The organism is Nitratireductor sp. GISD-1A_MAKvit, from assembly GCF_040819555.1.
Classification (GTDB): domain Bacteria; phylum Pseudomonadota; class Alphaproteobacteria; order Rhizobiales; family Rhizobiaceae; genus Nitratireductor.
On sequence record NZ_CP161920.1, the window covers coordinates 962,650 to 983,337 of the forward strand.

The 20,688-nt window shown below is 64.3% G+C and carries 15 protein-coding genes and 2 pseudogenes; 2 read left to right on the forward strand and 15 right to left on the reverse strand.

The window, feature by feature from the left end; genetic code table 11:
- Positions 1-94: 94 nt before the first annotated feature.
- The 3 genes from AB2N04_RS05935 to AB2N04_RS05945 form a co-directional block, all read right to left on the reverse strand.
- Positions 95-1,030, reverse strand: coding sequence for a DUF2493 domain-containing protein (locus tag AB2N04_RS05935; protein ID WP_367718748.1), 936 nt, complete (start codon positions 1,028-1,030; stop codon positions 95-97).
- A gap of 325 nt (positions 1,031-1,355) precedes the next feature.
- Entirely contained in the window at positions 1,356-2,393 is a 1,038-nt protein-coding gene (locus AB2N04_RS05940) for a toprim domain-containing protein (protein WP_367717646.1), read from the reverse strand.
- Positions 2,394-6,740: a strawberry notch-like NTP hydrolase domain-containing protein gene (locus tag AB2N04_RS05945; RefSeq protein WP_367717648.1), complete on the reverse strand. Its 4,347-nt coding sequence runs from the start codon at positions 6,738-6,740 to the stop codon at positions 2,394-2,396.
- 199 nt (positions 6,741-6,939) lie between these two features.
- Between AB2N04_RS05945 and AB2N04_RS05950 the strand changes: the two genes are divergently transcribed.
- Together AB2N04_RS05950 and AB2N04_RS05955 are read left to right on the forward strand one after the other, a co-directional pair.
- The gene (locus tag AB2N04_RS05950) at positions 6,940-7,197 is read left to right on the forward strand and encodes a type II toxin-antitoxin system Phd/YefM family antitoxin (RefSeq protein WP_367717650.1); all 258 of its coding nucleotides are present in this window, start codon (positions 6,940-6,942) and stop codon (positions 7,195-7,197) included.
- Entirely contained in the window at positions 7,194-7,577 is a 384-nt protein-coding gene (locus AB2N04_RS05955) for a type II toxin-antitoxin system VapC family toxin (RefSeq protein ID WP_367717651.1), read from the forward strand. The genes AB2N04_RS05950 and AB2N04_RS05955 overlap by 4 nt, the downstream gene beginning before the upstream one ends.
- A gap of 42 nt (positions 7,578-7,619) precedes the next feature.
- On the opposite strand, the gene AB2N04_RS05960 is transcribed toward AB2N04_RS05955, so the two are convergent.
- The 12 genes and pseudogenes from AB2N04_RS05960 to AB2N04_RS06015 form a co-directional block, all read right to left on the reverse strand.
- Positions 7,620-8,264 (reverse strand): antitoxin of toxin-antitoxin stability system, encoded by a 645-nt coding sequence (locus tag AB2N04_RS05960; RefSeq protein WP_211695124.1) that lies wholly within the window; start codon positions 8,262-8,264, stop codon positions 7,620-7,622.
- Positions 8,257-8,673, reverse strand: coding sequence for a hypothetical protein (locus AB2N04_RS05965; RefSeq protein ID WP_036589138.1), 417 nt, complete (start codon positions 8,671-8,673; stop codon positions 8,257-8,259). The genes AB2N04_RS05960 and AB2N04_RS05965 overlap by 8 nt, the downstream gene beginning before the upstream one ends.
- Positions 8,674-8,737: 64 nt before the next feature.
- Positions 8,738-9,287: pseudogene (locus AB2N04_RS05970) on the reverse strand (hypothetical protein).
- 198 nt (positions 9,288-9,485) lie between these two features.
- Positions 9,486-9,650: a hypothetical protein gene (locus AB2N04_RS05975; RefSeq protein WP_009450567.1), complete on the reverse strand. Its 165-nt coding sequence runs from the start codon at positions 9,648-9,650 to the stop codon at positions 9,486-9,488.
- Positions 9,651-10,045: 395 nt separating this feature from the next.
- The gene (locus AB2N04_RS05980; protein ID WP_036589140.1) at positions 10,046-10,615 is read right to left on the reverse strand and encodes an AAA family ATPase; all 570 of its coding nucleotides are present in this window, start codon (positions 10,613-10,615) and stop codon (positions 10,046-10,048) included.
- Positions 10,616-10,770: 155 nt separating this feature from the next.
- Complete coding sequence (locus AB2N04_RS05985; protein WP_367717654.1) at positions 10,771-12,909, reverse strand: ParB N-terminal domain-containing protein; 2,139 nt, start codon at positions 12,907-12,909, stop codon at positions 10,771-10,773.
- Positions 12,910-13,034: 125 nt separating this feature from the next.
- Entirely contained in the window at positions 13,035-13,430 is a 396-nt protein-coding gene (locus AB2N04_RS05990) for a DUF2958 domain-containing protein (RefSeq protein WP_367717656.1), read from the reverse strand.
- Positions 13,427-14,389, reverse strand: a complete 963-nt coding sequence (locus tag AB2N04_RS05995; protein WP_367717657.1) for an ArdC family protein — start codon at positions 14,387-14,389, stop codon at positions 13,427-13,429. Before AB2N04_RS05995 ends, AB2N04_RS05990 begins: the two co-directional genes overlap by 4 nt.
- A 249-nt stretch (positions 14,390-14,638) precedes the next feature.
- Positions 14,639-14,932 carry a putative quinol monooxygenase gene (locus AB2N04_RS06000; protein WP_279719295.1) on the reverse strand — a complete coding sequence of 98 codons (294 nt, stop codon included), beginning with the start codon at positions 14,930-14,932 and terminating at the stop codon, positions 14,639-14,641.
- A 47-nt stretch (positions 14,933-14,979) separates the two neighbouring features.
- Positions 14,980-18,268 (reverse strand): annotated as a pseudogene (locus AB2N04_RS06005) (error-prone DNA polymerase).
- Positions 18,265-19,788 carry a DNA polymerase Y family protein gene (locus tag AB2N04_RS06010; RefSeq protein WP_367717660.1) on the reverse strand — a complete coding sequence of 508 codons (1,524 nt, stop codon included), beginning with the start codon at positions 19,786-19,788 and terminating at the stop codon, positions 18,265-18,267. The pseudogene AB2N04_RS06005 and the gene AB2N04_RS06010 overlap by 4 nt, the downstream one beginning before the upstream one ends.
- A complete protein-coding gene (locus tag AB2N04_RS06015; RefSeq protein ID WP_367717662.1) occupies positions 19,703-20,464 on the reverse strand; it encodes an ImuA family protein in 762 nt (253 codons plus the stop codon). Before AB2N04_RS06015 ends, AB2N04_RS06010 begins: the two co-directional genes overlap by 86 nt.
- Between the last annotated feature and the right edge of the window lie 224 nt (positions 20,465-20,688).

Consider the following 20,688-nt stretch of genomic DNA (forward strand, 5'->3'; position numbering starts at 1 on the left):
TGCTTCACCGGTTCTGCAAGGATGGCCTATGTGACCAAAAAGACGGCTCGCCGTCAAGAATTGGCGGCTTCGACAGCCGCCCGACGGCGGCGCTTTACGCGCCGCCGTCGATCTTCATGACCGGGATGCCGAGCTTGCGAGCCTTGTCCGCGAGGTTCTCCTGGATGCCGGTGCCGGGGAAGACGAGGACGCCGACCGGGAGCGTATCGAGCATGGCGTCGTTGCGCTTGAAGGGTGCGGCCTTGGCATGTTTGGTCCAGTCGGGCTTGAAGGCGACTTGGCGGACCTTGCGATTGTCGGCCCATTTCGCCGCGATCAGCTCGGCGCCCTTCGGCGATCCGCCGTGCAGCAGCACCATGTCCGGGTGCTTGGCGTGGACCTGATCGAGCTTGGCCCAGATCAGGCGGTGATCGTTGAAGTCGAGACCGCCGGTGAAGGCGACCCTGGGACCGGCGGGCAGCATCACCTCGGCCTCAGTCCGGCGCTTGGCGGCGAGGAAATCGCGGCTGTCGATCATTGCCGAGGTCAGGTTGCGATGGTTGACCATCGACCCGGAGCGCGGCCGCCAGGCCGATCCGGTATGGCGCTCGAACTGCTCGGCGGCGACGTCGCGGAAGAGTTCCATGCTGTTGCGCCGCTCGATGAAGGTCTGCCCCTCGGCCGTGAGCCGCTCCAGTTCGACGGACTTGACCTCGCTGCCGTCCTGTTCGCGCTGAAGGCGGCGCTGCGCCAGCTCGTTGTCGTCCACATCGCGCTCGATGCGGCCGGTTGCGCGGTGGAAGAGATTGACGGTCGACCAGAGCAACTCGTCGAGGTCGGGTTCGAGCCGGGTGTCACTGAGCGTGACGATCAGGGCATCGAAGATGTCGGCGACGGCCCCGGCCACGAAATTCCCTTCGGGAAGCGGCCTCGGGTCGGGTTCATCCTCGAACGGACGGTAGCCGTAGAGCTGGAGTTCGGTGAGGACGTGATCGGTGGGGGATGAGGTGTGCTGCGGCTCTAGCCTCAAGTCATCGTAGTCGGTCATCATGGTGTTCGCCTTGTCCGATTGACCGCGCCCATCGCGGCCTTCGCAGGCGTCGATAGCCGTCGGGCGGGACGGACTGGCACCCGAAGCGAAGCGATGGGCCTGATGGCAAAGCCCGGCTATTTTGCTTCGCGCTGCAAAGGCGGGCGTGCCCGCCGGCGGAAAATAGCCGGGCGCCGCCATTGCCTTTCCGGCCCGTTTGACGGCCGATCGCCCTCTCAGAAGGCCGTGGGCGGCGGTCCCTCCGGCAAATCAGGAGGCCACCACGACCGGATACGGCAGGCTTCGGGGTGCCGTGGCTCATCCCCCTGCCTGACCGATCCCGCACTCACACAGCGAGAAACCGGCTGACGTCCTCGGGGATCATCTGAACCTGCAAGGCCGCCCGAAGCGCCTCGATGCCGCGACGTCTGAGATCCTCGTTGAAGTCCCCGAACACCGGCGACAGGACAACCGCCTCGATCCCGGCGCTGCTCGCCCGTTCGACCAGCAGGTCTCGCGCGCGTGTCCCGGCCGGATCGCCATCCCTGACGATATAGAGCCGGCGCAGCGATGCCGGGAACAGGATGGCCGCGAGGTGTGCTGCCGAGAGCGCGGCGATCATCGGCATGCGGGGCAGTCCCGAGCGTGCCGACAGCACGGTCTCGATACCTTCGCCCGCCGCGAGGACATCCTGCGCCCTGCCGAAGCGGACGCCGTGTCCCAGGAGATGACCCATCGCCCGCCTCGGCGTTTCGATGGGCGCTTTCCCGCAGCCATCGGGCCTAAGCCAGGTGCGATGCGCGCCGGTCTGGACGCCCGCAAGGTCGGTGACGGAAGCGATCATCGCCGGCCAGGTCTCGGTCGGGCCATCGCCTTCCGGACGGTAGTAGCAGCGCGGATGGAACCGAAGGCTCGCGGTGTCGTGCAAAGCCGTAATCTCACGGTTGCGCAAATGCGCTTCTACGACTGTGCCGGCCATCGGCCGCGCCATGGCGAACAGACTCCGTGCCGCTTCGGGCGATCCCGGCGGTGCTTTCTCCGGCAATGGCGGAGAAGCCGGTTGAGGCTCCGGCCTCGGGAGGCTGAGGAACGAGCGGGCTTCGTCGGCGACATCGCGGAAGTCGATCAGGCCGCAGCTCTCGCGGATGACGTCGAGCAGATCGCCATGCTCGGCCGTTGCGGCGTCCGTCCAGCGCCCGGCAGCCCCCTTGCCGGATTCCGGGCCTTTGAGCCGGACGAACATGGAGCGTCCGGGGGTGTTGCGAACGTCGCCCACCACCCAGTAGCGCCCCTCGCGCCGCCCGTTGGACAGATAGTGGCGGCACACCGCCTCGGCCTCCCGGCCAAGACGATGGGCAAGTTCGGAAGCGGTCTGGCGGACCATTTACGCTGCCTCCCGTTCACCGATGCGCTCGACCGGATAGCGTTCGAGCACCTTGGCGAGAATGGCCGGGCCGCTGGCATCGGTCGGCACGAACATCCTGAGCTTCCACGAGATGATTTCGTGGAACAGGCCGTAGGCGCGCAGCCGATCCCGCATCGTGTCGGTGAAGCCGGTGAGTTCGATGCGGTTCGCGCCCATGACGCGGCTGCGGCGAAGCTGAAGCCCCTCGGCGAGGTCGAGGATGGTGTTGCCATCGATCACAGCCGTGAAGGCCTCGTCCGGCGTCAGCGTCGACGTGCCGGTGGCGAGCGCACCCGCGACCCAGGCCGGCGAGACGCGGCGACCGACGATGCGCTCGCCTTCATCGGTCTGGAGCCGATAGACGCGCGTTGACTCGTTCGGCAGTCGTTTCCAGATCGGCAGGAGCAGCCCGCTGACGACGTGGATGGTGCTGTCGACGAATTCCGGCACTTCGGCCACTTCCGCGCTCCAGGCCGAGGCGAAGTCCGACCGGTCGGCCTCGGCCCAACGGGTCTCGCCCATCATCTTGACCGGCACGTTGTGCGCCTCCATCGGTCGGATCAGGCGGACACGCCGCTCGATCTCGCCGTCATCCAGCATGACGCTGGAGATCGGGATTTGGACGGCGGCGCGGCCGGAGCGCTCGTTAATAAGCAGCTTTGCGCGAGGATCGGCAAGTTGGTCGAGCGCCTCGGCCAGCGTGACCGGGTGGTTGCGCTGGCGCTGCGTGATGGTCAGCAGCCGGGCTTCGGCGCCGGTGGCGGGATGGACGTGGATCGTCTGCCGGGCGGTGACGGTGAAACTCTCCGCCCGCAGCGTTTCCAGCCCGGCATCATAGCTGCCAGATGCGATGGCGCCCTCGATGCGGGCGTTCAGCAATTGCTCGAACGCCGTGAACAGCACGCCCTGCAAGTCGATAGTCAGGGCAAGCAGGCGATTGAGGAAGGTGGTGATCGGCGGCAACTCGTCCTTGATGCCCGTCGAGTCCATCAGCTTGAGGCCGGTCGACGCCTCGAACATCTGGAGCGAGCAGCCTTCGACCTTGCCGCGGACGAGCAGCATGTAGAGTTGGCGCAGCGCATCGCGGGCATAGTGCGATTCCAGATTATCCTCGGGCCGGAACAGGCCCTGACCGCCGGTCTGGCGCTGGCCGCGCGTGATCGCGCCCAGCGTGTCGAGACGACGCGCGATGGTCGAAAGGAACCGCTTTTCGGCTTTCACATCGGTCGAGATCGGCCGGAACAGCGGCGGCTGCGCCTGGTTGGTGCGGTTGGTGCGGCCGAGGCCCTGAATGGCGGCGTCGGCCTTCCAGCCCGGTTCCAGCAGATAGTGGACGCGCAGGCGCTGGTTCTTCGCATTGAGGTCGGCGTGATACGACCTGCCGGTGCCGCCCGCGTCTGAGAAGATCAGGATGCGTTTCTGATCGTCCATGAAGGCGGCGGTCTCGGCGAGGTTGGCCGATCCGGCGCGGTTCTGGACGGCCAGACGGTCGATGCCACCGGGGCCGGATTTGCGGACGATGCGGCGCGAGCGGCCCGTCACCTCGGCCACGAGGTCGGTGCCGAAACGCTGGACGATCTGGTCGAGCGCGCCGGGAACGGGAGGCAGCGAGGCGAGCTTCTCGATCAGACGGTCGCGGCGGGCGACGGCCTCACGGCTCTCGACCGGCTGGCCGTCGCGATAGACCGGGCGCGAGGAGAGATTGCCATCGGCGTCGGTGAACGGCTCATAGAGTTGCACCGGGAAGCTATGTGCGAGGTAGTCCAGGACATATTCCCTTGGCGTGATGTCGACCCGGACGTCGTTCCATTCCTCGGCCGGCAGTTCGGCGAGCCGGCGTTCCATCAGGGCCTCGCCGGTCGAGACGATCTGGATCACGGCGGCATGGCCGTCCTCCAGATCACGCTCGATCGAGCGGATCAGGGTCGGCGTCTTCATGCTGGTGAGGAGGTGGCCGAAGAAACGCTGCTTGGCGGACTCGAAGGCCGAGCGCGCGGCGGACTTGGCCTGCCGGTTCAGCGCGCCGGAACCGCTGTCGCCGCCGGTGATGTTGGCGGCCTCCATCGCCGCGTCGAGATTGTTGTGAATGATGGCGAAAGCGCCGGCATAGGCATCGTAGATGCGCGTCTGCTCGGGCGTGAGCTGGTGTTCGACCAGTTCGTATTCCACGCCGTCATAGGAGAGCGATCGGGCGGTATAGAGGCCGAGCGCGCGAAGGTCGCGGGCCAGAACCTCCATGGCAGCGACACCGCCGGCCTCGATCGCCTCGACGAACTCGGCGCGGGTTGCGAAGGGGAAATCCTCGCCGCCCCAAAGGCCGAGCCTCTGGGCGTAGGCGAGATTATGGACGGTGGTCGCGCCGGTGGCGGAGACATAGACGACACGGGCGTTCGGCAGGGCGTGCTGGAGGCGCAAGCCTGCACGGCCCTGCTGCGAGGCGGCGACATCGCCGCGTTCACTCTTGCCGCCCGCGGCGTTCTGCATGGCGTGGCTCTCGTCGAAAATGATCACTCCATCGAAGTCGGAGCCCAACCAATCGACGATTTGCCGGACGCGGGAAACCTTCTCGCCGCGCTCATCGGAGCGTAGCGTGGCGTAGGTTGTAAATAGGACGCCTTCCGACAGGCGGATGTCCTTGCCTTGCGGGAACCGTGACAGCGGCGTGACCAGCAGGCGCTCCATGCCGAGCGCCGACCAGTCGCGCTGTGCGTCTTCCAGCAGTTTGTCAGACTTGCTGATCCACACCGCTTTGCGACGGCCTCTCATCCAGTTGTCGAGGAGAATGCCCGCAGACTGGCGGCCCTTGCCGGCTCCGGTGCCGTCGCCGAGCATGAAGCCGCGACGGAAGCGGACGGCATTTGGCGCATCGTCAGGCGCGGCCGAGACAACATCGAAAGTCTCGTCGAGCATCCACGATCCGGCGAGGAAGTCCGAATGGGCTTCGCCGGCATAGATGACGGTTTCGAGCTGGGCGTCGGACAGCAGGCCCTCGGTGACGAGATTGGCGGGCAGACGCGGGCGGTAGCTCGGTCGGGGCGGCGCGACCGAAGCCATGGCCGCCGATTGCACGAGTTTGGTGGGATGGGCCTGCGCGCCGTGAATACGGATCGCCTGCAATCTGTATTCTTCGTAGATCGCATCGGTGATGCGGCCGTCGTCGGCGGGCGTCCAGTCGACGGTCTCGTAGGCGAGTTCGACGCCCTCGGGTTCGGCGGCGGGACGCGGCGGCGCGGAGGTGGCGGCGCGGGCGAGATAGCGGCGAACGGTGCGCGGCGCGGCCGTGGCAACAGGAGCCAGGATCGTCGGATCGACCGGCAGGCGTGCGGGCACATGCTCGCCAACCCAGCCGATCAGGGTGGCGGCGTCGGGCGCGATGCCGGGCGACGCCGGAAATGCGGCCCGATCGTCGGCGGGTATTTTGTCGATAACGATTAGCCGGGTGGGAAAAGTCGTGCCGTGCTTGGCATAGACCGAGCCGTCGATGGCAGCGGTGAACACCACGCGGCCATGCTCCTGAAGCCGAATGAAGGCGTCGCGCCAGGCCGGCGCATCGGGGGCGAAGTTCGCGCCGGTGATCGTCACCAGCCGCCCGCCCTCGGCCAGACGCGCCAGCGCCGAGGCGACATGGAGATAGGTGGCTTCGGCCATCCGGCCTGAGACGTTCGCCATCGCCGAGAATGGTGGGTTCATCAGCACGACGCTCGGCACGATGGCGGGATCGAGGTGATCGTGGATCTGCGCGGCGTCGAAGCGGGTGACGGGATTGGCCGGAAAAAGATGCGCAAGAAGATCGGCGCGGGTATCGGCCAACTCATTCAGGGTGAGCGATCCGCCGGCGATCTCGGCGAGGATGGCGAGCAGTCCGGTGCCCGCCGAAGGTTCGAGAACCCGGTCGGCCGGCGTGATGGCGGCGGCAGAGGCGGCGATCAGGCCGAGCGGAATCGGCGTCGAGAACTGCTGAAAAGTCTGGCTCTCTTCGGAGCGGCGCGTATGGGTGGGCAGAAGTCCGGCGATTCTGGTCAGAAGCGGCAGGCTGGCGCCCTGAGACCCGGCTTTACGGAAAAGCGCCTTTCCGTATTTGCGCAGAAACAGGACGGTCGCGGCCTCGCAGGCTTCGTAGGCATCCTTCCAGCTCCACGCGCCGGTCGTGTCGGAGCCGCCGAAGGCGGTCTCCATCGCAGCGCGCAGCGTGGCCGCGTCGATACGCTGGCCGCGTTCGAGATGGGGAAGAAGGAGAAGTCCGGACTGGTGGATGGCGACGGCGGTATCGACGGCTGCAAGGATCGGCCCGACCTGAAGGGCCGCGGCGGCAGAGGTGTAGGTCATGGGATGAGCCTCGGAGAGCGGGACAGGATCGAGCCGCGCAGCGCTCTCTCTCGACCGCACCGGCTCAAACCCGTCCCGGCCTTCCTCTCCCTCTCAAGCGGGAACGGGCGGCCCGTGCTTCGCGCATCTTGACATGGACCATCGAACGGTCCATTTCTCGGATAGAAATGGACTATTGAGCGGTCCAGAAGGAGGTGTCATGCGAATTTCCGTGACCGAAGCCAAAGGCCAGTTGACGGAACTGGTGCGCCGCGCCGAGGCCGGCGATGAAGTGGTATTGACCCGTCATGGCCATGCCGCCGTGCGGCTTGTCCCTGTCCGCAATGTGCCGGGCCGGAAGGATCGCCGGACGCTTCTTGAGGCGGTTCGGAAATCCGGTGCGGCGAAGGCGCTGGCGGGAGCGCCTGCCGCGCGGAGTCAGGACTTCCTTTATGATGACGACGGCCTGCCGCAATGATGGTGGTCGATACCTCGGCGCTGATGGCCATTCTGCTCGACGAGCCGGAGGCGGACGCCTGCATCGCGGCGCTTGAAGCTGAAGACGAGCTGATGATCTCCGCTGGCACCGTCGCCGAGGCGCTGATCGTGGCGAACCGCCGGAATGTCGGTGAGGAGATGATGCGTTTGCTTGATGACCTCGGATTCGAGATCATCAATGTGACCGCCGCGTCGGCGCAGCGGATCGCTGCCGCCTATGACGCATGGGGGAAAGGTGTTCACCGCGCATCGCTCAATTTCGGCGATTGCTTTGCCTATGAGGCCGCGAAGGAGCGGAAAGCGCCGCTGCTCTATGTCGGGGACGATTTCGCACGGACCGACATCGAGGGTGTCCTGTAGATCAGGGTCAGCACGCTTCCCGCCGCCCGGCAACCATGTCGCCTATCCGAACCGGCGCCCCGCTTCGGTGAAGGTGTATTCGTTGGCGACGATCGTGTCGTCGACCACCTCGTCGGACGAGAGATACTCATATTCGCGTTCGAGCTGCCGGTAGAGCCAGCGGGCCAGATCGCGCAGCGCTTCGGCGACGCTCTCCTCGGCATCCTCGGTCATGTCCTGATATGTCGGACTGTCGCGTTCGACCGAAATCGCCATGCAATACTCGTGATAGTAATGCCCGCGATGGCTGACCTCGGCGCGGAGTTGGTAGAAATTGCGGCGCTGGACCGCCTGCAAGGCGTCGGCGATCCGATGAAGCTCCTGATCCTGCGGCGCATAGGCCCGGATTTTGGCCGTGGCGTTTCTGGCGTAGGAATACGACCCCTCCCAGCAGGCGCCATCGCCCTGCGACCAGAAGCCCCGGAACCAGATGCAGGGTTCGCGGCGCGTGCCGCCGCCCATCAGGCGGACGGCACGGGTCCTGAAGTCGATGCCGAGGATTTCCGCGATGCGCCGGAAATCCTCATAGACGGCATCATACCAGTCGTAATCGAAGCCGCCCTCGCGATACCAGGCGCGCGCCTTGTCCTTCGCCGCATCGGATAGTTCGTCCAGGCGATAGACCGTGGTTTCAATGATCTCAGGCATAGGGATCACCTGCCTCCAGCACGGTGGAAAGCCAGCCATCGGTATAGATCCAGTCCACCGTCTCGCCGGTGGCGAGATCGAGGACATGCGCGCCGCCGCCGAAACCGTCGATACGGGGCTTCGAGCAGCTATTGGCGTATTGCATCCCCCATAAACCGGTCAGGCCGAACGCTTTCGCACAGCGTTTGACGAACTGGATGACATGCTCGGGATCGCCGGTGACATCATCGCGTATCCAAAGCCGGGTGCCGCCATGTTCGGGCTGGATCGAGAGCAGGAAACCGTCCGAGGGCGGATCCTCAGCGGCATTGTCCTCCGCCATGGCGTTGTAGAGATCGAGCGCGCGGGCGGCGTTTTCGGGGGTGCCCACGTCGAGCAGGCAGGAAAAGTGGGTAAAATAGTCGGCCATGTGAGCCTCCTGAAACAAGAAAGCCCGGCTCAGGACCGGGCGGATGACGGGGAATGGGTGAGTCTCACGCCGCTTGCGGCATGCGGAGGAGATCGGCAGAGATTTCGCGCCAGAAGGGGTCGACCAGACGGGCTTCCAGTGCCGCCGCGCGGTAGCGCAAAGCCCCAGCCTCGGTTGAGTCCACGGCCCGGAATGCCATCCCGCGCAGGCGGCTGGCCTCCGTCACAATCCTGCGTGCCTGGGCATCGGATGAGACTGGCTGTTGCCAGAGGATGATACCGGCACGGATTTCGCCGGCAAGGACCAGGCGATGATCGTGATCCTGAATGAGCATGATACGAGGCTGGAAACAGGGGAAGCTGTCCGGCCCCCGTGCAAATATCACCGCGTGACAGGCGCAAAGCGGCTGCCTGTATTGCCTCCTCCGGTGACGGGCATTCGCCTAGCGCGATCATGCGGTCGAAGCTGTTTTCATCGTCACTGACGCCATAACTGGCTACGCCCAGGCAGGAGATGCGCAGCGGCAGCTTTTGCGCCCGATAGAGCGCTGGCAGAACATCGGCTGCGAGAATCTGACCGATGGAGCGGAAGGTTTCGGAACGGGCAAAGATCATCGGGATCACTCCATGACGGGCGCCGGGAAGCCTCTCTCTCCAGCCCTCAACCCGTCACGGCCGAACGGCCCGCACTCTTCCTCTCTGACAGGGCTTGTTCCCGGGTCCGCTGCCGACGATGGGGATCATCGTGAGGCGCTGAAGGCCCGATCGCGGGGTGCCGCGCTCGGGCCGTCGGGGATGAGGCGCTTTCGCGCCTTATTCCCACGGGTCCAGTTCCAGCTTCACCATGTCGTCGTCGCCATCGAATTCGGCGGCGGGGCAAGCGGCATGGGTGCCGTCTCCGGCCTGGAACACAACGATCGAAACCATCAGCGTGGCGGCGAGGCTGGCGGCGAAGGCGGTGGCATCTGCATAGGACATGGGGTCCGGCTCCTGTCTTGGGAGGCGGGGGACCATCCCCCGCGCGACAGGCGCCCGAAGTGTCTGACCGGATCTGCAATCACCCGAGGGCGTTCGGACTCTTTCCGAATCCCCGAGGGCGGCACGCGCGCGTAAGCCGACCCCTTTGGGGTTGAATGTCAAAGAGACGGATCGGACCAAGGTTTGCGAATGGAAGCGGGGGTGGTTTTTCGCATGTGACAGGATGCCGAATACCCGTCGCTGATGCTCTGCCGTGGCAGCCTTGCCACCATGCTGGCATCAGGATCGTGTTCCCTTCAGGCCAGAGATGGTTGCCGCTCGCCAATGTGCAGGGAAGACGGCTGTTATGGTGAAGCTGGAGTTGGAGCAGTGGATGTAGACAACGCGAAGAGTCCTTAGCCGCCGGTCGGATATCGGGCCAAGTCGAGTTGTCTTGCGACCTGATCGGCCAGCAGTTCACTGTCATGCTCGCCATCCAACCTCAGTACCGGCGCTGATTGCTTACTCAGCCATTTCTGATGCTGCGTAAAATTCCTCCCGGTGAACTCCGGGTCGTCGTAACGTGATGCCCAATCCCGAAAGGCCAAGTGAGCGTCATGCATGTCTCCTCCTGGCAAAATGCGAGAGCCATGACGTTCTGCCTCTCGCTCGTCGAGACGCTGAAGGCGAACGGGCGTTGGCGTGTACAAGAAAACAATCAAATCGACGTCCCGAATAAGTGAATCACCCCATCCGATGAACGATCCTGTGAGTATCCATCCAACGATAGAACTCTGGCGATCTTTAATCAGTTGGACGCGCTCCTCGGGAGCACGCTTGGTGCTGTAAGGGGGATCGGTGGGCATCCAATAGTAATCGTCTACATCAATTTGCGGGACACGGAAACGCTTCGACAGGATCGAACCAAGTGTTGAAACACCGGAGCAAGACGCCCCTGTCAGGTATACACAAGGTTTGTCTGACATAATTTTTCCTATTTAGGTCGGGCGGGTTCCAACCTGGCGTTGACCAACGGCTTCGCCCGCATAGTTCCGAAAGGAAAAGCCGGGTCAAGAGAACTGGGCGTGTTGCACAAACGGGGTGGCTGAAACGGGGCGACCGAAGCCGCCCCGTATGAATGCTATTCAGCAGCGACCATATGCTGTTCCTCCTCGTCATCAGCCGGATCGTCCTCGCCATCACCGGAGAGGAAATCGGGCAGCTCGTCGGCTTCCCTGTCGGTTCCCGTCGTCGGGTCCGCGTCAATGCCATCATCCACCATGCGCAGCGGCTCGGGCAACCAGCCGGTGTCCGCCAGCAGGCGCTCGGCTTCCTTGGCCATGTCACCCTTCTTCAGGTGCCCGATCAGTTCGGCGGCCCGGTCTCCGGCCCCTTCACGCACAGCCTCAAGGATACGCGGCTTGGTCACGCGGCCAAGATAGTTCTCAACCGTCGGCCGCCAGCCCACGGCAACCATATCGAGACCGGTCGAGCGCGCCAGCCGATCAGCCTGCGATAGGCGGATGTCCAGCCCGTGCTGGCTGACGCCCGAGCCGCTATAGGGGTTCGGCTTTTCATAGAGCGCGTTCACACCATAGCTGACGCAATGGGCGAGCAGGTCCATGCGCGAACCATCGTCCAGATCGGTCAGCCAATCCCAGAGGGCGGCATCGTCTGCCGGGACATGATCGCCCCAGCGTTCGTGGCGGTCAGCGATGGCCTTGGCCGACGCGCTATCGCGCAGATCCTCGGCCTGTGCGGGCAGATGAACCTCCCGGACCTGTGCTTCCAGGCATCCGCAGCTGGCATGCGGCATGAAGCAATCAATGACCAGCCGGTGCAGCAGTGCCGTCATGGCGACATGCGGGTTCACCGCCACGGCATCACGCAACGCCAGCGTACGGTGCGCGGTCAATTCGCTGACCAGACGATCTGGCAGCGGCTTGATGGTCTCGGTCTCGTCGTCTTCCTCCTGTTCGACCGGCTGCCCCCCAAGCGTGATGACGGCGCGCTGATGGGTGACGGCCGGTTCGGTCCGCTGGATCACCTCGCCGGTGTCGGGGTCAACGATCTCAACGTCGGGTTCGGCCGGTGTTTCATCCTCGGCGCGAACATAGCCGCGTTCGATCAGCAAGGAGCCATCGGCGTCGATGCTGATGAAGGCCCCCGCCTTGTCCGTCTGGTCCGACTCAAAGACCATCGGGCGGCGCTCGAAGGTTTCCAGCGCCTGTTCGATCTCACCCAGGCGGGCGTCGATCTCGTCAGGCAGCTCGTCAGCCTCACCATATTCGGCTTCAAGCCGGTCATATTCATCGCGCAGAGCCTCGCGGGTGGCGCGTTCCTCTTCGCTCAGGTTGACCGTGGTGCCGACGATCTGGCGAAGGCCATGATCGTGACCATAGGGAAAGGTGATGGCGACCTCGATCCATTTCCAGCCCTCAACGGCAATGACTTCGGCTTCCGCCTTCAGCTTTTCGCCCACCAGCCGGTCGAGCAGCACCGGATCTTGCAGCCAGCCGCCATCGTCCTGCTGGAAGAGATCGCGCAGCACGCAGCCGCCTGCTGCCTCATAGGTGTCGATACCGACGAAGACCGCCCGCTTGTCAGCGGCGCGCACCGTGGTTTCGGTCAGCAGACGGCGGATGGTATAGGGCTCCTTCTGCCAGCCATCCTTGATCGCGTCCCACACCTGCTCCTGACGGGCATGGTCGGAACTGACGGTGAAGGCCATGAGCTGTTCCAGCGTCATGCCATCCTCGGCATAGATGTCGAGCAATGCGGGCGAGACCGAGACCAGGCGCAGGCGCTGTTTCACCACCTTGGCGTCCACAAAGAAGGCGGCGGCGATGGCTTCCTCGGTCATGCCCTTTTCGCGCAAGGCCTGGAAGGCGCGGAACTGGTCGAGCGGATGCAAGGGGGCGCGCTCGATGTTCTCGGCGAGCGATACCTCGTCGATCAGCACATCGGCGCTGGCCTCCGACACGACGCAGGGGACCGGCGCGATCTTGGCGAGGCGCTTTTGTTTGACCAGCAGTTCCAGTGCGCGGAAGCGGCGACCGCCGGCAGGAACCTCGAACATGCCGGTTTCCTTGCCCTCGCCGTCAACGACAGGGCGGACATGCAGGGACTGGATCAGGCCGCGCCGGGCGATGGACTCGGCCAATTCCTCGACCGAGACACCGGCCTTGACACGCCGGACGTTGGACTGGCTGAGCACCAGCTTGTTGAAGGGAATGTCGCGCGAGGACGACAGCGTGATTTTCTGAACGGCAGTGGCCATGTCAGGTACTCCATGACGGACGCCGGTGAGCCTCTCTCTCCGGCTATCAGCCCGTCACGAAGCGAAGCGCCGCCCTCTTCCTCTGAAGAGAGCGACGCCAGCCGCAGAACCTGAAACCCGGAAATTCAGGAACTACGGCTTTCCGTATCCGCGGATGCACGAGGCAAGATCGCCCCGACGCGGTAGAGCAGACGCTCGGCGGCGCGGATGCTGCCGGTCTCGCGAGCGGCCTCGGCCCAGACCGAGATCGGGAAATCCCCGGTGAACAGCAGATCACGCTCGATGCCCATGCCAAGGGGCAGCCGGACTGACTGCATCTCGCTCAGGCTCCACGACCCCAGTTCGGGATAGCCGAGATCGGCCAAACCGAACATGATGTCGCCATCCTCATCCAGTTCGGTGGCGAGCCAGACGCCTTCGCCGAGGGGGTTGAAGAACTTCACGACCGGAATGTGATCCTGATCGCGCTGGCGGCCATTGGCCAGCAGCCGGTCGCGCTGCATATCGGTCAGGAGGATCATGCCGCAGCCCTCCGTTCGGTTGCGCTCGCATCTAACTCTCCAGCGTCTTCGGCAGGCAGATGCGACAACAGCCAGTCAGCCGCCTTGCTGGCCTGCGAGGCGGCGCGGACAATGGCGCGATTATCCTCGCGCAGCACTTCCAGCCACGACCCGATATAATCGGCGTGGCGCACAGTCGGCACGATACCCAGATTGGCGCAGCAAAAGGCCGCGTTCATTTCTGCAACCAGTTCCTCGAAGGCGTACTCCTTCGTGCCGAAGCTGCCCGAAAAATCCCGCCCAAGCCGCGAGACATGGCCAGTCGCATGCCCCATCTCGTGCAGGGCCGTTCGATGCCAGTTGATCGGCTCGAAATAGGCTTGCGGAGGCGGAACCTGAACATAGTCCAGAGATGGCATATAAAAGGCGCGATCTCCGCCAATGCGGAAGTCGATGCCTGTCGCCTTGATGAGCGCCTCGACCTTCGGCTCGATCAGGCCGGGTGGCGGTGACGGGGCATCGACTGCGATATCCTCTGGCAGGCCCTCGCATTGCGCAGCGTTGAACACGGTGAAGCGCTTCAGGAATGGGATGCGGCCTGGCTCCTCGCCGGTCTCGCGGGCACGCCGCTTTTCATCCTCGGGCGTGAAGCGGTCAGCATACACGACAGTGGTGCCGCGCTCGCCCTTCCTGACATTTCCGCCGAGCGAAAGCGCCTGTCGGAAGGTCAGCCAATTCTGGGTTGGAAAGCCATGCTGGATCACAGCCCCCCAGAGGATCAGCACATTGATCCCGGAATACTGCCGGGAGGTCGTCGCGTTTCTCGGCATGGCAAGAGGAGCCTTCGCCATGGCCGTCCCCCAGGGCTGGACCCAGGGGAGCCTCCCTTGCTCCAGTTCGGCGATGATCTTGTTGGTGATATCGTCGTAAAGGTTGCTGCGCGCGCCACTGTCAGGGGCGACGCGATCTCGTCTGGCCATCGGGATGATCTCCGCGACGGGCGCCGGAAGCCTCTCTTCCAGTCCTCAACCCGTCACGGAAAACCCGTCCGCACTCTAACTCTTTGGGGGCGTTGCGGGGTCTCCCCGCTGATGGGGGGTGCGTCGGCAACGCCAGTGCCGACCAGGGGGAAGGCTTTCCCCCGACATCGCTTCGTAAATCCGCAAACCCGTAAATTCGCTGATCCGACAATCAGGAAATGTGCCTTTCAGCAAAGCGGTCTGCTGCTATCATTCAGGCTGGAATCCATCCATCAGAATGAAGGTCGCGTCATGACGCTGATGGGCATTGATAAGCGGGACTAGGCGCGTGAAATGCTCCGTCCGGCAATGCGCGTCCAGCGCCGCCCGATCCGGCCATTCCTTGATGAAGATGAAGTGCCCGGGGTCTTTCTGGTCAATGAACAGGTCGTAGCCGATGCAAAGCTCTTCCTGCCGGGTCTTATCGACCAGTTCGCGGTAAAGCGGCATGACGATTCCAACGGCTTCTGGTTTAATGAAGTCCTGAGCGATAACTTTGAGCATGGTCCTGTTCTTCCTGATGTGATGGCCGGCAAGGGTCGGTTGTGTGTTCAGCGAAAATCCCGCGTTTTGACCTGGATTGCATCGATATGCAGATCGCGCACATACATGTCTCGCGTTCTCGAGACCTTGGGCGGCTGACCGCGGGGATCTGGCGAGGACGATCCGTGGTGGAATTCATCGCCACGACCATGCGGCAGCGGAAAGGCGGCGTCCCGCTGCCCGATGCTCGCCAGTTCCGATGACAGGTCGGTAATCCGGTACACGACGAGATGCACAACCTCGCCTTCGCGCTGGATGCGGCCCTTCACGGCGATCATGCCCGAGGATAGGATGATACGGCGAAACTTCTCGAACACCTTGGTCCAGACGACGAGATTGGCGATGCCGGTTTCATCTTCCACGGTTACGAACATCACCCCCTTGGCCGAGCCGGGACGCTGGCGAACGAGAACGATCCCGGCAGCTTCCAGCCATCGCCCATCGCGTGATCCCATGGCCTCGGCACAGGAGACGATCCGGCGTCTGGCGAGATCGGCACGCAGGAAGGAAACCGGATGGCGGCGAAGCGACAGGCCGGTGTGGCTATAATCCTCGACCACCTCGCGCCCGGCAGCCATGGCGCGCAAGGTGGTCTCAGGCTCGATAATCTCCGTAACGGTCGTGCCCGCCCGCGCTGAGGCGGCGGCGAAGAGCGGCAGTTCTTCATCGCGCAGGCCCTTGATGGCCCAAAGCGCCTCCCGACGGGCGAGGCCAAAGGCCGGGCGAAAACCATCGGCTTCCGCGATTTTCGTCAAAGCGGCGACCGGAACGCCGCAACGGCGCCAAAGGTCGTCAACCGATGTGAATGGCTGATCGGCCCCGTGCGGCGACAATGGCTGCTGCATGGGCATTGGCCAGCCCCTTGACCATGCGCATACCGAAGCGCACGGCGAAGCGGGATTCATCCCCGGTCGGCTCCAGCGTGCAGTCCCAGCGGGAAGCATTGACGCTGATTGGCCGGATCTCGACGCCATGGTCGCGCGCATCCCGGACAATTTGCGCCGGGGCGTAGAAGCCCATGGGCTGGGAGTTCAGAAGCGCGGCGCAGAAGGCATCGGGATGCCAGCATTTCAACCAGGCCGACGCATAGGCCACGAGCGCGAAAGAGGCCGCATGGCTTTCTGGGAAACCGTAGGAGCCGAAGCCCTCCAACTGCCGGAAGGTGCGTTCGGCAAACTCCTGTTCATAGCCATTGGTCACCATGCCCTCGATCAGCTTGTCGCGTAACTTCGAGACCCCGCCGGTGAACTTGAAGGTCGCCATGCTCTTGCGTAGCAGGTCGGCTTCGCCGGGGGTGAAGCCCGCGCATTCGATGGCGACACGCATGGCCTGTTCCTGAAACAAGGGCACGCCCAACGTTTTTCCCAGCACCTTCTCCAGCTCCGGCGTTGGGTAATGAACCTCCTCCAGCCCTTCGCGGCGGCGGAGATAGGGATGAACCATGTCACCCTGGATCGGTCCGGGGCGGACGATGGCCACCTGCACCACCAGGTCGTAATAGGTGCGCGGTTTCAGGCGGGGCAGCATCGACATCTGCGCGCGCGACTCGATCTGGAAGGTGCCGAGGGTGTCCGCCTTACGGATCATGGCATAGGTGCGTGGGTCTTCGGCCGGGATCGTCGCCAGATCGAGTTCGATCCCCTTGTGCTTCGCAATCAGGTCGAGCCCCTTGCGCATGCAGGTGAGCATGCCGAGCGCCAGGACATCCACCTTCATAAAGCTCAGGGCGTCGATATCGTCCTTATCCCATTCGATGATCTGGCGATCCGCCATGGCGGCAGGTTCGATCGGCACGAGATCGTCAAGCCGGTCATGGGTCAGGACGAAACCGCCGGGATGCTGCGACAGATGGCGCGGCGCACCGCGAAGCTGGGCGGCCAGTTCGAGGGTCAGGCGCAGGCGCCGATCTTCGGGGTTGAGGTTCAAATCGCGGATCTGCTGATCCGAGACACCGGTTTCCGACCAAGACCAGAGCTGGCCGGACAGGGACTGGATCAGGTCCTCGGGCAGGCCCATGGCCTTGCCGACATCACGCAGCGCACCCTTGGAGCGATAGCGGATGACGGTAGCGGTCAGCGCCGCGTGGTCGCGGCCATAATGCTCATAGACCCACTGGATGACCTCCTCGCGGCGTTCGTGCTCGAAATCCACGTCGATGTCGGGCGGCTCGCGGCGTTCCTCGGAAACGAAGCGCTCGAACAGGAGATCGTTGCGACCGGGATCAATGGCGGTGATGCCCAGCACATAGCAGACGGCGGAGTTCGCCGCAGAACCGCGCCCCTGACAGAGGATGCCCTTGGAACGGGCAAAGCGGACGATGCTGTTCACGGTCAGAAAGTAGGGAGCATATTCGAGCTTGCCGATCAGGGTCAGTTCATGGCGCAGGGCCGCCGTCACCTCATCAGGTATGCCCTCGGGATAGCGGGTTGCCGCGCCCTCCCAGGTCAGGCGTTCCAGCGTTTGCTGTGGTGTCAGGGCCGGATCGTCGCGTTCTTCGGGATATTGATATCGCAGCTCATCGAGGCTGAAGGTGCAACGGCGTGCGATCTCCAGCGTCCGCGCCAATGCCTCGGGCCAGCGGGCGAACAGGCGGTACATCTCGGCGGGCGGCTTGAGATAGCGGTCGACATGGCGTTCCCGCCGAAGACCGAGCGCGTCTATTGTCGTGTTGTGGCGGATGGCCGTCACAACATCCTGCAACATGCGCCGACCAGGCTCATGGAACAGCACGTCATTGGTCACAACGGTCGGCACCCGCGCCTGTTGCGCCAGTTGCGACAGTTCCCACAGCCGCATCTGGTCATTGGGGCGGCGTCGCAGGGTCAGAGCCAGATAGGCGCGATCCCCGAACACCTCACGCATGCGGCGCAGCCGCAGGGCGCAGACCTCATCGGCGAGGTCCGGCACCAGCACCGCGATCAGCCCCTCGCCATAGGCTACAAGATCATCCCATTCGAGATGGCATCCGCCTTTCCCGGCCCGTCCCTTGCCGAGGGTCAGCAGGCGGCATAGTCGTGACCAGGCATCCCGATCAGTGGGATAGACCAGCACCGACATACCGCAGGCCAGATCGAGGCGGCAGCCGACGATCAGGCGGACGCCAGTGGCCTTGGCGGCCTCATAGGCGCGGACGATCCCTGCGACGGAGTTGCGGTCGACCACGGCAAGAGCCTCGATCCCCATGATGGCGGCGGTGGCAAACAGCTCTTCGGCCGAAGAGGCCCCGCGCAGAAACGAAAATTGCGACGTCACCTGCAACTCGGCATAGCGCCGGCCATTCTTCGGAACGTCCGTCATCCGAAGATCCCGTGCATAAACCAGCGGTGCGAGCCGGTGGCGGCATCCTCGCCGTCGCCGGCGCGAAAAATCCAGAAGCGTTCACCGGCGTCATCCTCGATACGGAAGTAATCGCGCACCGCCATCAGTTCGGCGTCGCGCTTCCACCATTCGCCGAACACCCGCTCGGGGCCGTCGGCCCGGCGCACCCGCCGACGCACGCCGCGCCAGGAAATCCAGTTCGGCGGATGATCGGGCAGAAGCGCCATGGTCTCGATCGGTTCCGGTCGCATCAAGAGGCGCGACGGACGCGGCCAGTGATCCGGCCAGCCTGCGCCGGTCTCCTCGGCCAGGGCTGGAATACGGCGGACGGATCGTTCCGGCACATCGCTGGCGACGGGAGCGAAGCGATAGATCGCTCGCGCTCCGACCCGGTTGGCCAGCGTATCAATCAGTCCCGAGAGATCGGGTTCCGGCGCCTCGATCAGCGAAGTCGCCACCTGCCGCGCTTCAAGCGGCTCGGCGATGGGGGCGGCAAGCGACATGATCTCGATACCGAGGCCCGGATCGATGGTTTCTATCTTGTCGCAAAGCAGCCGGGTCAGCCGTTTCGGATCGCGAACCGGCCGGGCCAGCCCGATGCGGAGCGTCTCGATGCGGTTGTCGATGCGATGGCACAGCAGATCGAGCCTGCGCGCGCCCAGGCCGCGTTCTTCCAGACTGGCGCAGAGGGAGACAACCAGCTTGCCGATATAGCGCGCGATGGTCTCGGCCGCACCGATCGGCTCGGCAAAACTGCGCCTCGCTTCGATCATGTCTTCGGGACGGACGGGCGTGATCGGCTCTGCGGCCAGCCCAAGCGCCTGGTCGAGCCTGCGGCCGAGTTCCGGACCGAACCTGCGGGTGAGCGGCGCGCGGGGCTGGCCGATCAGATCACCTATGGAGTTGAAACCCAAATCGCGCAGCCCAGCCGGGATGGAAGGCGGCAGGCGAAGCGCCTCCAGCGGCAAAGGCGCCAAAATGGCCTCTGCCTTTCCCGGCTCGGAGATCAGGATCGGATCGGCCCGGTATCGGGCGAGCGCATGGGCGGCGCCCCAAGTGTCGGCCATGGCGGCGCGGGCAGCAACACCCGAAAGGGTCAGCCGACCGATAAGCGCATCCAGCATGGCAGCCTCGCCGCCGTGTAAATGGTCGGCGCCGGTGGACTCAATGACGATGCCGTCCGGTAGATCGACAGCAACGATGGGGCTGAAGCGCTGCAATACCCAGAGGGCGAGACGCTCCAGGCCTTCCGCATCGGCCTTGGGGTCGGCGGGTTCGATGGCCAGCCCTGGCACCAGCGCCTGCGCCTTGGTGACAGGCATCTCGACCCGCAGTCCGAGCGTTTTTGCCGCCGCATCTGCCGCAGTGACGATGCGCCGATTCCGGTCTCGCCCGACGAGAACCAGAGGCGCTTCAACCGGCAGCGCTGTGTCGCCAGCCTTCCGCCGCAGCCGGTCTGTCGGCCATGTCGGCAGGAAGACCGAGATGACCCGAGCCATCGCACGCCTCCAGTTCAATATCGAGGGATTCCCCCGCGCGGGCGCGGATCAGCTCGATGAGCCAGCGCGCGCGTCCGACGCCCGGAACCGGCAAGGGTCGCGACGGAAGCACTGACACCCGCCACCGCGTCATCGCCGCCGTTGGCTGCCCAAAATCGCTGGCCTCGGCTTGCCGTCGCCAGCGCCGCAGCGCGATACCTATGGTCCCGCTCTCCTTCGCGGCCAGATGCAGCCGCCGCGAAGCGGTCATCGGCAGGCGGGCGACATCGGCGACCACCGCGCCGAGACCGCCGTGCCGTAACCCTTCCTCCATGCAGGCAAGAACCGACTTGTCGTCGCCGGCCTCGACATGGATAACGCGATCAGGGGCGAGGCCAGCCTGTTCCAGCCCCGGCGCGAACAAATCCTGCTGCGCCACGCACCACAGAACCTTGCCACGTGTTCGGGCGGCGATCCCGGCCACGAAACAGGCGGCTGCCGCACCGTCGACAGCGCCATTTCCGCCGCCGGCAACTTCGTGCAGACAACCAAGCGCCAGTCCACCACCCTTTAACTTCCGATCCAGCACCGGCACGCCGAAGGGCAGAACCTGCCGCGTGCGCGCACCATCCCCCTCCAGCTGCATGATGCGTTCACGCAGCGCCAGAATGGCCGGGTTGAGGGGGCGCGTACTCATGCGCGGTTGGTTCTCCGAGGGTTGTCACTGTGGATTCTCGCTGTTATGTTCCTTATTTGTTCTCGTTCTGGTGGAGAGTCAATCTGAGTCCATCGAGATGTGAACGACAGGCTTGTTCAAGGTCCTTAGCCGAAAGCATCAATATGAGCGGCTTGAAAAGATCGAGCGCCGAACAGAGCCACACAGTCAGCTGCCGTTATTCTTACCGGGGGGAACAAATAGGC